Origin of the sequence: Hyphomonas sp. (assembly GCF_041398385.1) — a bacterium.
Classification (GTDB): Bacteria; Pseudomonadota; Alphaproteobacteria; order Caulobacterales; family Hyphomonadaceae; genus Hyphomonas.
Window position 1 is genome coordinate 213,871 of the sequence record NZ_JAWKUW010000001.1, and the last position, 14,704, is coordinate 228,574.

Genomic DNA, 14,704 nt, shown 5'->3' on the forward strand with positions numbered 1-14,704 from the left:
CCCTCTGAATTGGAAGGGGAAATTCGGGCCGGGCACGACGGCGCCCGTTCCCATCGCGGGCAGCATCCGCCTTCACCCTGCCGTAATCCTTCTGCATTTACTGTGACGGAATCGACATCCGAATGGCAGGCTGACATGGCGCAGAAGGGTGAAAAACCCCAGGCCCAGCGAGTGATTACTGTGCCCGGCGGCGGGTTCCTGTCCCGCCATGGCCGGGTGGTACGCTATGGCCTCCTCGCGGTCCTGGTGCTGTTGCTCGGTGCAGGCGGCTGGGCCTTCTGGAAGTGGCGCTCGCTGTATGCCGGCATGCCTAAACTTCCCGAAGTCGCCGAACTCTGGAGCGTGAAGCGCGAGCCGGCCATCGAATTCATCGACCGCGACGGCAACACGCTGGACGTGCGCGGGCCCCGCTATGGCCGGGCCACCAGTGTCGACGCCCTGCCCCCGCATGTGCCGCAGGCCTTCATCGCGGCGGAAGACAAGCGCTTCTACGAGCATGACGGGGCCGACGACGCCGCCATGGCGCGGGCGGCGTGGTCAAACCTGCGTGCAGGCGAAACCGTGTCCGGCGCCTCGACGCTAACGCAGCAGCTGATCAAGAACCTCGTCCTCGACAGCCGCCAGACGGTGAAGCGCAAGGCGCAGGAAGTGAAACTCGCCCGCGAGCTGGAAACGAAGCTGAGCAAGGACGAAATCCTGTCGCTCTACCTGAACCGCGTCTATTTCGGGGCGGGCCTCTACGGCATCGACGCGGCGGCGCGCTATTATTTCGGCAAGGAGCCGGCCAAGCTGACCGTGGCGGAGGCCGCGCTGCTGGCCGCCCTGCCCAAGGCGCCGTCGAAGCTGAACCTTCGCGAAAACCTCGAAGGCGCGAAAACCCGCCAGGCCTATGTGCTGAAAGAGATGGTCAGCCTCGGCTTCATCCGCCCGTCCGAAGCCGAAGAGGCCAAGGCCGAAGCCATTACGATCATCGATCCGCCCACCTACGATCCGCAGCTCGGCTATGCGCTGGATGCGGCAACCGAGCGGGTGAAAGCCATGCTGCCGCGCATTCCGGGCGACCTTGTGGTGACCGTCTCCATCGACACGGGCCTTCAGGAAAAGATCCAGAAACAGCTGGCCGAGCGCATGGCAAAGGATGGCGCCGCCGAAGGCGCGAGCCAGGTGTCCGCCCTGGTGATCGACAAGGACGGCCGCGTCGTCGTGCTGGTCGGCGGCGTCGACTATACAAGTTCCGAATTCAACCGGGTGACGCAGGCAAAGCGCCAGCCGGGCTCCAGCTTCAAGCCGTTCGTGTACGCCACGGCGCTGGAAGACGGCTATACGCCCTATGACGTGTTCGACGATGCACCCATCACGATCGACAAGTGGAAGCCGGAAAACTATACCGGCCAGTTCCTGGGGCCGATGACGATGAGCGAGGCGCTGACCCGCTCGATCAATACGGTCGCCGCGGAACTCGCGCAGCTGACCAGCGAGGAACGGGTGATCGAGACCGCCCGGCGCTTCGGCATTACGACCAAGCTGCAGCCCTTCCCGTCCATTGCGCTCGGCAGCCAGGAAGTGACCCTGTGGGAGCTGACGCGCGCCTTCGGCACGTTCCAGTCCGGCGGCCTCAGGCTCGACCCCTACCTGATCGAAAAGATCGAGGATTCCCGCGGCACCGTACTCTATACCCGCCCGACCTATGACCGCGATCGTGTGTATTCGGAAGAACTCGACAAGGACATGAACGGCATGCTCTCGCGCGTCGTGAATTCCGAGATCGGCACGGGCGGGCGGGCGAAGATCAGGAACTGGACCGTGGCCGGCAAGACCGGCACCAGCCAGGACTGGCGCGATGCGTGGTTCATCGGCTTCACGTCGGCCTATGTCGGCGGCATCTGGGTCGGCAATGACGACGACACGCCGATGAAGAAAGTCACCGGCGGCGGCCTGCCTGCCGACCTCTGGTCGGACATGATGGAACTCGCCCACGTCGGGAAAACGCCGGAAAGCCTGATCGGCGCGGCCGAGGGCGCGCAGGTGAGCGAGGCGGCCGAACAGCGCATTGCCTTCTATCGCGGCCTCAGCCAGGCCTTCTCCATCGCGGCCGGCCAGCAATATGCCAACCGCGCCACGCCGGACCGCTACCAGCCCTGACAGCAACAGGCAGATTGCGCCGCGCCGCACGCGCGCGTAGAGAGCGCGGATGTTTGACCCCGTTGTTTTCGATACGCTTTCGCTCGCGCTGGACGAGCATGACCTGATGCCCGCATCGGGGGCTGTGCTGTGCCTCAGGGCAGAGCCCGCGCCTTTCCTGCTGACCCTGCCGAAGGACCGGCTGACCTGCCATAACAGTTTCAAGCCGGACCATGACGCGCTGAAGTCGGCCGGGTTCGATGTGTTGCCGCCGGAGACGGAGGATTTTGCACCCGCCGCGCTGACCATCATCCTGCCGCCGCGCCAGCGGGACGAGATGCGCGCCCTGTTCGCCCGCGCCCTGCGCGATGCGCCGATGGGCGGCGTGGTCATCGCCTCGCTGCCCAATACGCTGGGCGCCAAGACGGGCGAGAAGATCCTCGCCGAACTGGCAGGCGTGACGCAGGCGCTGTCAAAGCACAAATGCCGGGCGTTCTGGGCGGTGAAGACCGAAGGCTGGAACGCTCAGCTGGCGGAAGAGTGGATCGCGTTCGATGCGCCGCAGGAGACCGAAGACGGCCTCTGGAGCCGGCCGGGCCTCTTCAGCTGGGACCGGATCGATGCGGGCAGTGAACTGCTGGCCGACAGCGTGCCGGAATGGATCCGCGGACGCGGGGCCGATTTCGGCGCAGGGCAAGGTTTCCTTGCGCGGGAAGTGCTCAGCAATTGCCCGCATGTCGAGTCCATGGAGCTCTATGAGGCCGAATTCCGTGCGCTCGCCTGCCAGCGCCTGAACCTTGAAGGCCATGACAACTGGACCCAGCACTGGGCCGATGCGACGCACGATGCTCCGAAGGCGGAATATGACTTCATCGTGATGAACCCGCCCTTCCATACCGGCCGGGCCGATGCGGCCTCGCTGGGGCAGAATTTCATCCGCGCCGCGGCCGATGCGCTGAAGACCGGCGGCACGCTTTGGCTCGTCGCCAACCGGCACCTGCCTTACGAGACGGTGCTGAGCGAATGTTTCAAGGCGCATGAAATGCTGGAGGATGATGGCGGTTACAAGATCATCCGCGCCGAGAAGCCGAAGCGGAAAAGATGAAGGCGGACCGCCAGCTCGCGAAATACCTTGCAGGCCTCGGCTACGGCAGCCGGAAGGAGGTGGAGGCCGCCATCCGCCGCGGCCGCGTGACCGGCGAGGGCGACGATCTCCGCTTCGACGGCGAACCGCTGGACCCGCCGCCCGGCATGGTCCTGATGATGAACAAGCCGGCGGGCTTTACCTGTTCGCGCTCGGACCAGGGCCGGCTCGTCTACGAACTCCTGCCGCCGCGCTTCCTGAAGCGTGATCCGGCCCTCTCCTCCATCGGGCGGCTGGATGCCGACACGTCCGGGCTCCTTCTGTTTACGGACGATGGGAAACTTCTGCACCGGCTGATCTCGCCAAAGTCGGAGATCGAAAAGACCTATGAGGCGACGCTCGCCCGGCCCCTGGAAGGGCATGAAGCCGAGCTGTTCGCCAGCGGCACGCTGGTGCTGCGCGGGGAAGACAAGCCGCTATTGCCCGCCCGCCTCGACGTGACCGGCGAACGCACCGCCCGCCTGACCATTACCGAAGGCCGCTACCATCAGGTGCGCCGCATGTTCGCCGCGGCGGGCAATCATGTCGAAACGCTGCACCGTGCCCGGTTCGGACCGCTTGGTCTTGGCGACCTCGCCGAAGGCACGTGGCGGCTGCTCAGCGCCAGCGAAATCGCGGCACTCGCCCCCTAGCGCCGGCCGCCGCCGCACGCTACATCGCCGCCATGGCTGCGCCGCCCCTGATAACCCTGACTGATGTCCGCCTCGCTTTCGGGGGCAAGCCCCTGTTCACGGGGGTCAACTTCTCGCTGTCGAAGGGCGAGCGCGTGGCGCTGGTCGGGCGGAACGGCGCGGGCAAGTCGACGCTGATGAAGATCATTTCCGAAGTGGTCGAGGCCGATACGGGCGAAGTGTGGCGCCAGCCGGGCATCACCTATGCGAGCGTGGCGCAGGAGCCGGACCTCGCCGGTTATGCGAGCGTGCTTGATTACGCGTCCGAAAGGCTGGACGGCGTCTATATGGCGGAGGCCGAGTTGATGGCGTTCGGGGTGGACCCGGCGGCAGACCCGGCGACGCTGTCGGGCGGGCAGCTGCGCCGCGCGGCGCTGGCCAGGGCCTTCGCGCAGGATCCGGACGTCCTCCTGCTGGACGAGCCGACCAACCATCTCGACGTGCCGATGATCGAGTTCCTTGAAGAGCGCCTGAAGGCGTTTCACGGCGTCGTCCTCGTCGTCAGCCACGACCGGCGGTTTCTTGAGTCCGTGTCCACGAACACACTTTGGCTGCGTCAGGGCATCGTGCTGAAAAGCCCCGAAGGCTATGTGAAGTTCGATGAATGGGCCGAGCGGGTGGAAGAAGATGACGCGCGCGCCCTCAAGCGGATGGAAACTCAGCTCAAGGACGAACAGCACTGGCTGGCCCGCGGCGTGACGGCGCGGCGCAAGCGCAACCAGGGGCGGCTTGCGCGCCTGAAAGACATGCGCGTGCAGCACCAGCAGATGCGCTCTGCCCTCAACGACCGCAAGAACACGGCCGACCTCAGTGTCGATGCCGGAGACTCGATGAGCAAGAAAGTGGTCGAGACGTTCGGCCTGACCAAGACCTATGACGGCCCTGACGGGCCGCTGGTGCTGGTGAAAGACCTGTCGCTCCGCATCCTGCGCGGCGACCGGATCGGCATTATCGGGCCGAATGGCGCGGGCAAGACGACGCTGGTAAAACTGCTCCTTGGACAGATCGAACCGGATGCCGGCAGCGTGAAGCATTCGAAGACGCTGCAGGTGACCTATCAGGACCAGACGCGCCAGAGCCTCAATCCGAAGGACACGATCTGGGAAGCGCTGGCCCCGATGGGCGGGGATTCGATCATGGTGCAGGGGCGCCAGCGGCATGTCGCGGCCTATGCAAAGGATTTCCTGTTCAAGCCGGAACAGTTGCGCCAGCCGGTCGGCGCGCTGTCGGGCGGGGAGCGCAACCGTCTCGCGCTCGCCATCGGCCTCGCGCAGACGTCAAACCTGCTGGTGATGGACGAGCCGACCAACGACCTCGACATGCAGACGCTGGAACTGCTGGAGGACATGCTGCTCGCCTATGAGGGCACGCTGATCTTGGTCAGCCATGACCGTGCCTTCCTCGATGCGACGGTGACGAGTTGTCTCTGCCCCATCGGCGATGGCCAGTGGATCCAGACGGCCGGCGGCTGGAGCGACGCGCAGGAACAGCTGAAGGGCCTGCGCCGGAAATCCGGCGATGCTCCGAAGGCGGAGAAGGCCGAGCCGAAGAAGGATGCGCCGCGGCCGAAGGTGCAGACCAAGCTTTCGTTCAAGGACGAGCACCGCCAGAAGGAACTGGACGCCCTGATCCCGAAACTGCAGGCCGAAATCGTGGCGCTGGAGACGGAACTTTCCGACCCCGGCCTCTATGCGCGCGATGCGGCGGGGTTCCAGAAGAAATCCGAACGCATCGGCGCCGCCCGCGAGGCACTCGACGCGGCCGAAATGGAATGGCTGGAAATCGAGGAAAAGCGCGACGCGCTCGCCACCTAGGCAAACGCTTCGTTAACGGGCGCTGCCTATGGTTTCCGCCAGATTCCGGAGACTGCCGACATGCGCCTTGCCGCCTTTGCCGCCCTCGCCCTTATCGCCGCCCCGGCACTTGCCGACAGCCCGAGCGCGAAGCCGGAAAAGCCGGTCGAGCGCCCTGCCGTTCCGGGCCAGGAGCAAGGCATCTACCGCTTCGGGGCCACTTATTCGGTCCTTCGCACCGGATCGGCCAGCGCCTGCCAGTCGAGCTGCGCCGCAGACGGACAATGCTTTGCGTGGAGCTTCGTCGAAGTCTCCGGTGAAGCGGCGGCACGCTGTGAACTGAAGCGCGGCGGTGGCCGGGTCGAGCGCAACATGCTGGCGACGTCCGGCATTTCCGCGCGCCATGAGAACAAATATGCGACCCGGATCGTCCTGCCGTCGGGCGATCTGGATGGCGGCCCGGACAGTGCACCGCTGCCGCCGCTTGGGGCTCAGCCGGTCGTGTCCTACGATCCTGCACCGGTCGTGACGCGGACCTATACGCGGACCGTTGTCCGCTCCGGCGCGACGCCGCGCTACCCGGCAACCAAGCCCGGCACCAGCAGCGGCAACTAAAGCGCCCGTTCTTTCGTCGCGGTGAAACGGATGTCCGGGTTCTTTTCCTGGGCGTAGCCGACATCCCACGTATTCTTGGCGAGATAGACCGGCGCATCGTCGAGGTCCGTGCCTGACGCGGACTTGTTCTTGTCGAGGAAGGCTTCCAGCACTTTCGGATCGTCGCAGGAGAGCCAGCGCGCGACGTTGTAAGGCGCCGGTTCGAACACGACTTCGAGATTGTATTCCGCCGCCACCCGCTCGATCATCACTTCGAACTGCAGCTGGCCGACGGCGCCGACGATCATGTCGGAACCGATGACCGGCTTGAACAGCTGGGTCACGCCCTCTTCCGCGAGGCTTTCGAGCGCCTTGCGCAGGTGCTTCGCCTTCATCGGGTCTTTCACGCGGGCCCGGCGCAACAGTTCCGGCGCAAAGTTCGGGATGCCGGCAAATTTGATGTCGCCATTCTCAGACAGGCTGTCGCCGACGCGCAGCTGGCCGTGGTTCGGCACGCCGATCACGTCACCCGCATAGGCGGTCTCCGCAATCTCGCGGTCCTGCGCCAGGAACATCATCGGGTTGTGAATGTTCAGCTGCTTGCCGCCGGCGGTCTTCAGGCGCATGCCGCGCCGAAACTCGCCGGAGCAGAGGCGCAGGAAGGCCACACGGTCACGGTGGTTCGGGTCCATGTTCGCCTGGATCTTGAAGACGAAGCCGGACACCGCATTGTCGCCGGCGTGGATGGTGACGGGCTCGCCCTTCTTCTCGGCCTTCTGGTCGCGCGGCGGCGGCGCAAAGTCATGCAGGGTACGGAGCAGTTCCGCGACGCCGAAGTGGCGCAGCGCCGAGCCGAACACGACCGGCGTCATGTGCCCGCCAAGGAAGGCGTCCCTGTCGAACTCCGGCAGGAGGCCCGTGGCCATGTCCCTGCCCTCGGCGAATTCGGCGAAGACGCTCTCGTCGAGGCTGGCTTTCAGCGTTGCTTCATCCGCTGCGATGCGCGGGGCGTCGCCGATCTTCACTGGCTCGCCGGGGCGGCGCACGAACTGGATGAACTGGTTATGGGTCAGGTCCACCATCCCGGAGAAGCGCTGGCCGCTGGCGGCGGGCCAGTAGAGCGGCGCGGTATCCAGCTGCAGGCGGTCCTGCACCTCGTCCAGCAGGGCGATGGGCTCCAGCGCCTCGCGGTCCATCTTGTTGATAAAGGTGACGATCGGGATGTCACGCAGGCGACAAACTTCAAACAGTTTCAGCGTTTGCGGTTCGATGCCTTTTGCGGCGTCCAGAACCATGACCGCGCAGTCGGCCGCGGTCAGCGTGCGGTAGGTGTCTTCGGAGAAGTCTTCGTGACCCGGCGTGTCGAGCAGGTTGAAGACGAGATTGTCGAACTCGAACGTCATGACCGAGGCCGAAACCGAGATGCCGCGGTCCCGCTCGATCTTCATCCAGTCGGAGGTCGTGCGCCGGGCTTCGCCGCGCGCGGCCACCTCGCCGGCCGCACGGATGGCCCCGCCGGCCAGCAGCAGGTTTTCCGTCAGCGTCGTCTTGCCGGCGTCAGGGTGCGAAATGATGGCGAAGGTCCGCCGGCGGGCGGCTTCTGCGGCATGGGACATCTTGAATAGGCTCGTTTCGTGTTCGGCCGAGCCCCTAGCCGATTTGGACCGCGGATAGAAGGCCCGGTGTCAGGCCCGGCAGGTCAGGCCGCCAGCGGCCAGATGTCTTTCAGATCCGGGGCCTGGCCGCCCTGGACGTGCTTCTCGCGCAGGCTGGCAAGGATGGTTTCCGGCAGGATGGTGAGGCGCGCTTCGCCGACGCGCCCGTCGGTCACCGGGAACAGGGCCGCATTGGCGCCCGTCTTGGCGATGATCAGGGCGGCGAGGTCTTCGACCAGGCACTCTTCCAGCTTCACGTCTTCCTTGACGTGCTCGGCCACGACGCGAGCGACGAAGTCCAGCGCCTCGCGGGCGCGCATGGCCGACGGGTCGCCGCAGCCCAGCACTTTCCAGCGCTTCGACAGGTGGATCTCAGGGATCGCAACGTCTGCGATCTGGTCATTCAACAAAAACAGCATGGCCCCGCACAGCCTCGTTCATGATTCGTGATTCGAAGCTGCCCGCGGAGGGTTAACGCTGGCTTACCGGGCGATAATGTTTTGCAGGGATTTCACACGCCTGCCTGAAACCTACAGGCCTTCATCCACATCCTCGGTGAGAAAATGGCGGCCGTGGCGGTCTTCGATCTCGACGATCCAGAGGTCGCTGTCGCGCTGGCGGGCACGGGTGACATAGCGGTCCACGTCTTTCTCGTCCGGCCCGATGCCCTGCACACGCAGGTTCAGGAAGATGCGCTCGCCGTCCATGTTCATGGTCGGCGTGTAGACCGCCGCCGTACCGTCGAGCCGCGCGACCTTGAGCAGCACGTCGCCGCGCGCATCGTCGCCATGCTGGACGATAAAGCCCGCGGCGCCCGCCACCTGTGCACGGTGGACCAGCGCCTCGACCCAGAGCCGTGTCGGCAAGCGGGGTGTCATCATCGGGTCTCCTTCCGCGCCCACCGGCATGGCGCTTGCAGTTTCCGGGGCGGGCTTAACGCCTTGTGAACCATGCACCGCGCGGGAGGCAACATGAAAGGCATCGACCTTGTCTATATGGCCCCAGCCATCGCCTTTTCAGGTGGCCTTGCCGGCCTGATGCAGCACGCCGCGCAGCCCGGCGACACGGTATATCTCGGAACATCCCTCGCCCTGTTCCTGATCGGCATTGCGGCCTTTGCGGGCCTGTTGCTGCTGACGCGCTCTCGAATCCAGAAAGACGACTGACGCGTCGCGCGCTTACTGCGCGGCGTCTTCCAGCGGGGCAATGTCGTCGGCATCGGCCAGCGGCAGGCTGACGGTGACGCAGGTGCCCTTGCCCAGCTTCGACTCGATCGTGACCTGACCGCCATGCAGTTCGGCAAAGCGGCGCACGACGGCAAGGCCAAGGCCCGTGCCCGGCACGCCACGGGCGTTGCCGCCCTGGCCGAACGGCTCCAGCGCGGCGCGCAGATCGTCTTCGCTCATGCCGGCCCCCTTGTCGGTGACGCTGAGCACAGCGGCGCTCGCCTCCTCAGCGGCATCGAGCACCACGGTGCCGCCGCGCTCGGAATACTTGATCGCGTTGGAGACGAGGTTCTGCCAGATCTGGCGGACCGCACGGGCGTCGGCTTCGGCCCAGACCTCTCCGCCGGCTTTCAGGCGCAGCTTCACGCCAGCCCGCTCGGCCTGGTTTTCCAGCTGGCGGATGACAGACTGGGCTGACGCGGCCAGGTCGACCGGCTCCGGCTCCAGCCGCTGGCGGTCGGCATCGGCCTTGGCGAGGTCCAGCATGTCGTCGACCATCAGCAGCAATTCCTGGCCGCTTTCGTGGATGATCTCAGGGTAGTCCCTGTACGGCTCCGGCATCGGGCCGCGGACGCCGTGGCGCATCATGTCGGCATAGCCGATGATGGCGTTAAGGGGCGTCTTCAGGTCGTGGCCGAGGGAGGCAAAGAAGGCGGTGCGCTGTTTCAGCTGCTGGCGGGACTCCTCGAGCACCGCCGCGGCTTCGGCGTCGCGTTCGACCATGCCGCTCCGGTCAGAAAGGAGGATATAGGTGCCGCCCGCATAAGGCGTGATCGAGTAGCAGACCGGGTGGCCATTGCTGAGCGCGATGTCGCCACGCGTCGGCCGGGACCGGTCCTGCATCAGCGCGGGCGTGAACGCGTCTGAGAACACGTCCCGGATCAGCGTGCCGGCGCCAAGGCGCGTCAGGCCCATCCGGTCACCGGAGAAGCTGCGCACGAGGCCATCCAGCGTCACGTCCAGAAGCAGGACGCCGGAGGTCGGCGGCACCGGCACCACCGGCCGTGGCGGTTCGGAAACCATCGGCCTCGCGGTCGCATCGGCCTGCATCTCGACCCGCCGGTTCTCGCGAACCATGAACCAGACGAGCAGGCCGCACAGGACGAGGGCCGCAAAAGCGAGAAGCTGCGACACCGTGTCAAAGCCTGCAAAGGATTCTCCTGCCGGGAGAAATCCGAACTTCACCAGCACCAATGACGCGAAATAGGCACAGGCCCCGAACACCGCCCCTTCGGCCGCCATGGCCAGCTGGCCCAGATTGAGCGCAACGAGGGGGGCAATCACCAGAAGGACGGTCAGAGGAGAGATCGCCGCGCCACTCAGCGCGAGGGCAAAAGTGGCGAACACAGTCCACGTAATGACCAGAAAAGATGGAGCAAATCGGTTCAGCTGGCGATCGCGGCCCAGCAGCAGGAAGCCCGCAAGCCCCGGCACGGCGGCCAACCCCAACCAGGCGAACGAAGCCGGCATGGATTCTCGTGACAGGAGAGTTCCGAGCCCAGCCGCAGCCACCATCCCCAGCCAGCCAAGGTGGACAAAACGTAATCTCTGCCGCTGCTTTTCGGGGAACATCTTAATAACCCGGTGAGATTCCTTAGGCATTCTTCGGGGGTCGGCTGACCCTTGCTGTATTTGTAATGCAAGAAGCGGGCAAGCTGAGGTTCCCCAAGTCGGGAAGTTCAGGCACAAAGTATCGCGTGTCGCGTGAGGAGGGATGAGCGAGCATGAAGTCCATCAGAATGATCGGGGCAATCGTGGCTGCTGCGGGTATGGCAGCCGGAGCCTGGGCACAGAGCGGGGATACGATTTCCAACTCTGCGGCCGTTTATGCCACCTACCAGTCCGAAGTGACGGACGTGAAGACCAAGCCGTTGAGCTCCGCAGGTGACATCGATCACGCGCTGACCTCGCTCGGCGGGCACAATCCGGACCAGCTGTCGAAAGGGTGGATTTCCTATTCCGCGCTGATCGCCTCCCAGGATCCCGAATACCGCGCCGCCGTGCGCGATATCGAAAGCTTCTACGGCCGTGACGCCCTGATGAGCGGCATGGCCATGGATGCGCGCTACGCCCGCAAGCTGGACGGCGGCGACAATGCCGTTTCCGCAGCGCTCGCCGCGACCGAAGCCGACAGCCGCCGCCTCAACAGCGCTGCGGCCTATGTCAAAGAACAGGCCTACACCCTCCAGGCCGCCGGCTGGGCCAAGGCCAAGATCGGCAACTCCCGCGTCAAGGCAACCCAGCTGAACAGCTCGCAGGCGTCCGGCATTCCGGCGACCGCACCATTGATCAACGCCTTCAACGCCCCTGACATCGACACCGTGCTGGCCCAGGCCGGTACCAATGGCGCCCCGTCCCTGTGGGATAACGTCTCGACTGCCGCCAGCGCCGTGCGCTTCCCGGCCGCCATGACCTCGGGCCTCAACCTGAACCGCAAGCGCGTGAAATTCGGCAAGGAACCGATTGCCGACCAGATCGCCACCCTCGCCGCCTACCGTGTTCTCGGCTCCGAAGCCGCCACGCCCAACCAGATTTCCACTGCCATGAGCGAGCGGGAAACCAAGGGCTGCCTGAACATGGCGAACCTCAATCTGCAACAATGTGTTGCGGCGGCGAACCAGCAGTACGAAGTTCCTTTCTGCATCGGCGAGCATGCGCTCTCGGATGTCGGTAAGTGTATCGGCGGGGTCTACCAGTAAGCCTCGTCTCTATCTCTCAGACTTTCCGCCCCCGGCGCCTTCGCGGCTCCGGGGGTTTTCTTTTGCGCCGGAATGGCCCATCTGACGGGCATGAGCCTGACCGATGCCGCCGCCGAAATCCGCGAAGAGTTCTCCTGGCTGGAGGATTGGGAAGCGCGCTATGCGCACATCATCGACCTCGGAAAAGCCAATCCGCCGCTGGACGCGCATGAGCGCACCGAAGAGACCCGCGTGCGCGGCTGCGCGAGCCAGGTCTGGCTGGTGACCGGCTGGGACGATGGCCACCTCGTCCTACGGGCGGAATCCGACGCGATGATCGTCTCCGGCCTGATCGCGCTGCTCGGCCGCCTCTATAATGGGGCGACACGCGACGAAATCCTTGCCTTCGACGCCAAGGCGTTCCTGGACGAGATCGGCGTCAGCGGCGCGCTGACCTCCCAGCGGACCAATGGGCTCGCCTCGATGCTGGCCCGCATTCAGGCCGACGCGAAGGCGCTGCCCGCCTCCTGACCGTCCAGGACCGGCAGGCCGTACAGCGCCGCAAGTTCCGCAACCGCCGCCCAAGCCGCCTCCGGGCCGAGGCCGAACACATGCTGGAAGGCCTGGCCGGTCAGCCGGTCCAGCAGGACCGCTTCCGCCTGCTCTGCCAGCTGCGCCCCAAGCGACCCGTCGAAGCCTGCAAGACGGCTGCGAACGGCGGGAAGCAGGTCCGGCGGATGGATGGCAAGGCGCCCCGGCAGGCAGGTGAGTTCATAGTCGGCCCTGAAGCGGGTCGTGACAGCCTTGAGACGCGGGGACGCATCCGGGTGGGCAAGGATGAACGCGTCGAGCAGCGATTTGCCCGCAGGTTCGCCTTCCAATGCCGGCGGGCCCAGCGGCTTCAGTTTCTGGGGCACCGGTGCCGCGGGACAATGGAGCCGGTCCGGATCGCCCCGATACCTGGCAAGCTCCAGAGCCGGAACCAGCCGCGCCGTAACATGCGCCGGCACGCGGCCCAGCAGCGGGCTGCGCTCGTCACACCAGCGGTGCAGGCGAAACGCAGCCGCGTCGCGCACCAGCATGCCGCCCGCTTCCAGCCGGCGCCGCGCGCGCCAGCCGCTGACCGGCTTGCGCGTCCTAGCTCGCATCGGCGAGGCTCCGTGATCCACGGCCATCGCCCCCGCCAAGGGCCGCAACGCTCGTCAGTCCGACCGTCAGCTGTTCGATCCAGATGTCGAAATCCGGGTCGTCGCGCATGTCTTCGATCAGGTGGCAGGAATAGGAGACGGTGGTGCGGTCCCGCCGGAAAGTGCGCGCGACGCGGCTGAGGCTCATGCCCAGCCCGGCGCGCAGCAGGTACATGGCGATCTGGCGGGCGCGGGACGACGCCTTGCTGCCCCGGTCGCCACGCAGCACGTCTTCGGCTTTCAGGCCCAGCGCGAACGCGGTCAGGGCTGCGGCCAGATAGGCGCGGTCATCGTCTCTGGCGGGATTGAACTCGGACACATCTTCCTCCTGTAGGTGAACAGGCAGAAGACTACCCGATGCCGGGCAGTGTAGGATAACTTTCCTATGTCAGCAAGACAGCGCCCGGAATGGCTGGGCTTCAGGCGGCCGCACGACCGGATTTACCGGGGACAACCGCACCACCGGAGGGCGACAGCAGCAGGCGCCGGTTTGGCAGAAGCTCGTCATGGCAGAGCACCTGGCTGACCTGGCCATCATGTCCGGCCAGCGGCAGGCGCAGCCAGGCATGGAGCTGGTTGCCTGTCTCGATCACGCCGCCAACCGGACCGTGCCGCTCGATCGCCGCGGACAGGCCCAGCGCGTAGGCTTCGGCGCTGGAGCCTACGACGTCCTCGATGTAACGGCCGCGGGCCTCGAAGCCGAACAGGTCGCGCAGGCGCGAACCGGCGATGCGGAACCTGCCCCGGCCGGTGTCATCGAACTCGACGATGGAAATGCTGGCCAGCATGCTGCGCAGATGGCCCGGATCGACCGCATCGCGTCGCACGATGCCATGCTGGTCGCGCAGCGCGCACCAGTAGTCCACCATCTGCCTCTGAACGGCGGTCACGCCGCGATAAACATTCTGTTTGGTCATCTTCAGCCACCCCCGTGGTGATTCGATAGAATCACCTATCGCGCGAGTTGGTCCCGCGAATCAAGAGTCAATGTGATGTTTTGTTAACCTAGATTACCGGAATATTTCGTTGCGAAGCCGTAACGAACAGTATTCGCGCCGAATACTTTATTTCTCTACGCGGCCAAGACCCATCTTCTTGGCGAGCTGAGAACGCTGGCGGGAATAGCCCGGCGCCACCTTCGGATAGTCGGCCGGAAGGCCCCATTTCTCGCGGTACTCTTCCGGCGTCATGTCGTAACGCGTGCGCAGGTGGCGCTTCAGCGATTTGAACTTCTTTCCGTCTTCCAGGCAGACCAGGTAGTTTTCACTGACAGATTTCTTGATCGGCACGGCGGGTTTGGGCTTTTCCGCTTCCGAGATCTCGCCGGACAACGACGCCAGCGACCCGTGCACCAGACGGATCAGGCCGGGCAGCTCGCCGGACGATACCGAATTGTTCCCCACATAGGCCGAAACGATTTCTGCCGCGAGCTCGATCAGGTCGTTGTCATGCGACGACCCGAGATTGTCTTCAGCCATTGATCCATCCCCTGAACAATACTGCCGGGAATCGAACTAGTACACAGGATAGAAACGTAAATACACAAATAGCAGCGCTGAGTTCATCCATCACACATGCACTACACACGGATGAATGCTTGTTCATATTGCGATATACTACTTGTCCCCCAAATAA

16 protein-coding genes are annotated in these 14,704 nt (G+C 65.0%); 8 read left to right on the forward strand and 8 right to left on the reverse strand.

Annotated features, from left to right (window positions below; genetic code table 11):
- The first annotated feature begins 135 nt into the window (after positions 1–135).
- From R3C13_RS01035 to R3C13_RS01055, 5 genes are read left to right on the forward strand one after another with little or no spacing between them, the layout of a single operon-like run.
- Positions 136–2,142 carry a transglycosylase domain-containing protein gene (locus R3C13_RS01035; RefSeq protein ID WP_371308931.1) on the forward strand — a complete coding sequence of 669 codons (2,007 nt, stop codon included), beginning with the start codon at positions 136–138 and terminating at the stop codon, positions 2,140–2,142.
- 49 nt (positions 2,143–2,191) lie between these two features.
- Positions 2,192–3,226 carry a class I SAM-dependent methyltransferase gene (locus R3C13_RS01040; RefSeq protein ID WP_371308932.1) on the forward strand — a complete coding sequence of 345 codons (1,035 nt, stop codon included), beginning with the start codon at positions 2,192–2,194 and terminating at the stop codon, positions 3,224–3,226.
- Positions 3,223–3,897 carry a pseudouridine synthase gene (locus R3C13_RS01045; RefSeq protein WP_371308933.1) on the forward strand — a complete coding sequence of 225 codons (675 nt, stop codon included), beginning with the start codon at positions 3,223–3,225 and terminating at the stop codon, positions 3,895–3,897. Before R3C13_RS01040 ends, R3C13_RS01045 begins: the two co-directional genes overlap by 4 nt.
- Positions 3,898–3,929: 32 nt before the next feature.
- Positions 3,930–5,750, forward strand: coding sequence for an ABC-F family ATP-binding cassette domain-containing protein (locus R3C13_RS01050; RefSeq protein ID WP_371308934.1), 1,821 nt, complete (start codon positions 3,930–3,932; stop codon positions 5,748–5,750).
- 60 nt (positions 5,751–5,810) lie between these two features.
- Positions 5,811–6,344 carry a PAN domain-containing protein gene (locus tag R3C13_RS01055; protein ID WP_371308935.1) on the forward strand — a complete coding sequence of 178 codons (534 nt, stop codon included), beginning with the start codon at positions 5,811–5,813 and terminating at the stop codon, positions 6,342–6,344.
- Here the strand turns inward: R3C13_RS01055 and R3C13_RS01060 are convergent.
- The 3 genes from R3C13_RS01060 to R3C13_RS01070 all read right to left on the reverse strand — a co-directional run bounded on the left by R3C13_RS01060 (position 6,341) and on the right by R3C13_RS01070 (position 8,856).
- Positions 6,341–7,939 (reverse strand): peptide chain release factor 3, encoded by a 1,599-nt coding sequence (locus R3C13_RS01060; RefSeq protein ID WP_371308936.1) that lies wholly within the window; start codon positions 7,937–7,939, stop codon positions 6,341–6,343. The genes R3C13_RS01055 and R3C13_RS01060 overlap by 4 nt on opposite strands.
- Before the next feature lie 83 nt (positions 7,940–8,022).
- Positions 8,023–8,397, reverse strand: coding sequence for a hypothetical protein (locus tag R3C13_RS01065; protein ID WP_371308937.1), 375 nt, complete (start codon positions 8,395–8,397; stop codon positions 8,023–8,025).
- Positions 8,398–8,508: 111 nt separating this feature from the next.
- The gene (locus tag R3C13_RS01070; protein ID WP_371308938.1) at positions 8,509–8,856 is read right to left on the reverse strand and encodes a DUF1491 family protein; all 348 of its coding nucleotides are present in this window, start codon (positions 8,854–8,856) and stop codon (positions 8,509–8,511) included.
- Between the two features lie 93 nt (positions 8,857–8,949).
- On the opposite strand from R3C13_RS01070, the gene R3C13_RS01075 reads away from it, so the two are divergent.
- Entirely contained in the window at positions 8,950–9,144 is a 195-nt protein-coding gene (locus R3C13_RS01075) for a hypothetical protein (protein ID WP_371308939.1), read from the forward strand.
- A 12-nt stretch (positions 9,145–9,156) separates the two neighbouring features.
- On the opposite strand, the gene R3C13_RS01080 is transcribed toward R3C13_RS01075, so the two are convergent.
- Positions 9,157–10,674 (reverse strand): ATP-binding protein, encoded by a 1,518-nt coding sequence (locus tag R3C13_RS01080; RefSeq protein ID WP_371308940.1) that lies wholly within the window; start codon positions 10,672–10,674, stop codon positions 9,157–9,159.
- A gap of 254 nt (positions 10,675–10,928) precedes the next feature.
- On the opposite strand from R3C13_RS01080, the gene R3C13_RS01085 reads away from it, so the two are divergent.
- The gene (locus R3C13_RS01085) at positions 10,929–11,903 is read left to right on the forward strand and encodes a hypothetical protein (RefSeq protein WP_371308941.1); all 975 of its coding nucleotides are present in this window, start codon (positions 10,929–10,931) and stop codon (positions 11,901–11,903) included.
- Between the two features lie 72 nt (positions 11,904–11,975).
- Positions 11,976–12,413 (forward strand): SufE family protein, encoded by a 438-nt coding sequence (locus tag R3C13_RS01090; protein ID WP_371308942.1) that lies wholly within the window; start codon positions 11,976–11,978, stop codon positions 12,411–12,413.
- Here R3C13_RS01090 and R3C13_RS01095 read toward each other — a convergent pair.
- The 4 genes from R3C13_RS01095 to R3C13_RS01110 form a co-directional block, all read right to left on the reverse strand.
- Positions 12,380–13,030, reverse strand: coding sequence for a hypothetical protein (locus R3C13_RS01095; protein WP_371308943.1), 651 nt, complete (start codon positions 13,028–13,030; stop codon positions 12,380–12,382). The two genes, R3C13_RS01090 and R3C13_RS01095, sit on opposite strands and share 34 nt — an antisense overlap.
- On the reverse strand, positions 13,020–13,388 hold the full coding sequence (locus tag R3C13_RS01100) for a helix-turn-helix domain-containing protein (RefSeq protein ID WP_371308944.1): 369 nt from the start codon (positions 13,386–13,388) through the stop codon (positions 13,020–13,022). Before R3C13_RS01100 ends, R3C13_RS01095 begins: the two co-directional genes overlap by 11 nt.
- 100 nt (positions 13,389–13,488) lie before the next feature.
- Positions 13,489–13,986 (reverse strand): PAS domain-containing protein, encoded by a 498-nt coding sequence (locus R3C13_RS01105; RefSeq protein WP_371308945.1) that lies wholly within the window; start codon positions 13,984–13,986, stop codon positions 13,489–13,491.
- A gap of 147 nt (positions 13,987–14,133) precedes the next feature.
- Entirely contained in the window at positions 14,134–14,547 is a 414-nt protein-coding gene (locus R3C13_RS01110) for a MucR family transcriptional regulator (protein ID WP_371308946.1), read from the reverse strand.
- Between the last annotated feature and the right edge of the window lie 157 nt (positions 14,548–14,704).

What these genes read in the sequence shown, in the direction of transcription:
- R3C13_RS01035 (WP_371308931.1), top strand. Translation starts at nt 136, where the DNA reads ATGGCGCAGAAGGGTGAAAAACCCCAGGCCCAGCGAGTGATTACTGTG.
- R3C13_RS01040 (WP_371308932.1), top strand. Translation starts at nt 2,192, where the DNA reads ATGTTTGACCCCGTTGTTTTCGATACGCTTTCGCTCGCGCTGGACGAG.
- R3C13_RS01045 (WP_371308933.1), top strand. Translation starts at nt 3,223, where the DNA reads ATGAAGGCGGACCGCCAGCTCGCGAAATACCTTGCAGGCCTCGGCTAC.
- R3C13_RS01050 (WP_371308934.1), top strand. Translation starts at nt 3,930, where the DNA reads ATGGCTGCGCCGCCCCTGATAACCCTGACTGATGTCCGCCTCGCTTTC.
- R3C13_RS01055 (WP_371308935.1), top strand. Translation starts at nt 5,811, where the DNA reads ATGCGCCTTGCCGCCTTTGCCGCCCTCGCCCTTATCGCCGCCCCGGCA.
- R3C13_RS01060 (WP_371308936.1), bottom strand. Translation starts at nt 7,939, where the DNA reads ATGTCCCATGCCGCAGAAGCCGCCCGCCGGCGGACCTTCGCCATCATT.
- R3C13_RS01065 (WP_371308937.1), bottom strand. Translation starts at nt 8,397, where the DNA reads ATGCTGTTTTTGTTGAATGACCAGATCGCAGACGTTGCGATCCCTGAG.
- R3C13_RS01070 (WP_371308938.1), bottom strand. Translation starts at nt 8,856, where the DNA reads ATGACACCCCGCTTGCCGACACGGCTCTGGGTCGAGGCGCTGGTCCAC.
- R3C13_RS01075 (WP_371308939.1), top strand. Translation starts at nt 8,950, where the DNA reads ATGAAAGGCATCGACCTTGTCTATATGGCCCCAGCCATCGCCTTTTCA.
- R3C13_RS01080 (WP_371308940.1), bottom strand. Translation starts at nt 10,674, where the DNA reads ATGCCGGCTTCGTTCGCCTGGTTGGGGTTGGCCGCCGTGCCGGGGCTT.
- R3C13_RS01085 (WP_371308941.1), top strand. Translation starts at nt 10,929, where the DNA reads ATGAAGTCCATCAGAATGATCGGGGCAATCGTGGCTGCTGCGGGTATG.
- R3C13_RS01090 (WP_371308942.1), top strand. Translation starts at nt 11,976, where the DNA reads ATGGCCCATCTGACGGGCATGAGCCTGACCGATGCCGCCGCCGAAATC.
- R3C13_RS01095 (WP_371308943.1), bottom strand. Translation starts at nt 13,030, where the DNA reads ATGCGAGCTAGGACGCGCAAGCCGGTCAGCGGCTGGCGCGCGCGGCGC.
- R3C13_RS01105 (WP_371308945.1), bottom strand. Translation starts at nt 13,986, where the DNA reads ATGACCAAACAGAATGTTTATCGCGGCGTGACCGCCGTTCAGAGGCAG.
- R3C13_RS01110 (WP_371308946.1), bottom strand. Translation starts at nt 14,547, where the DNA reads ATGGCTGAAGACAATCTCGGGTCGTCGCATGACAACGACCTGATCGAG.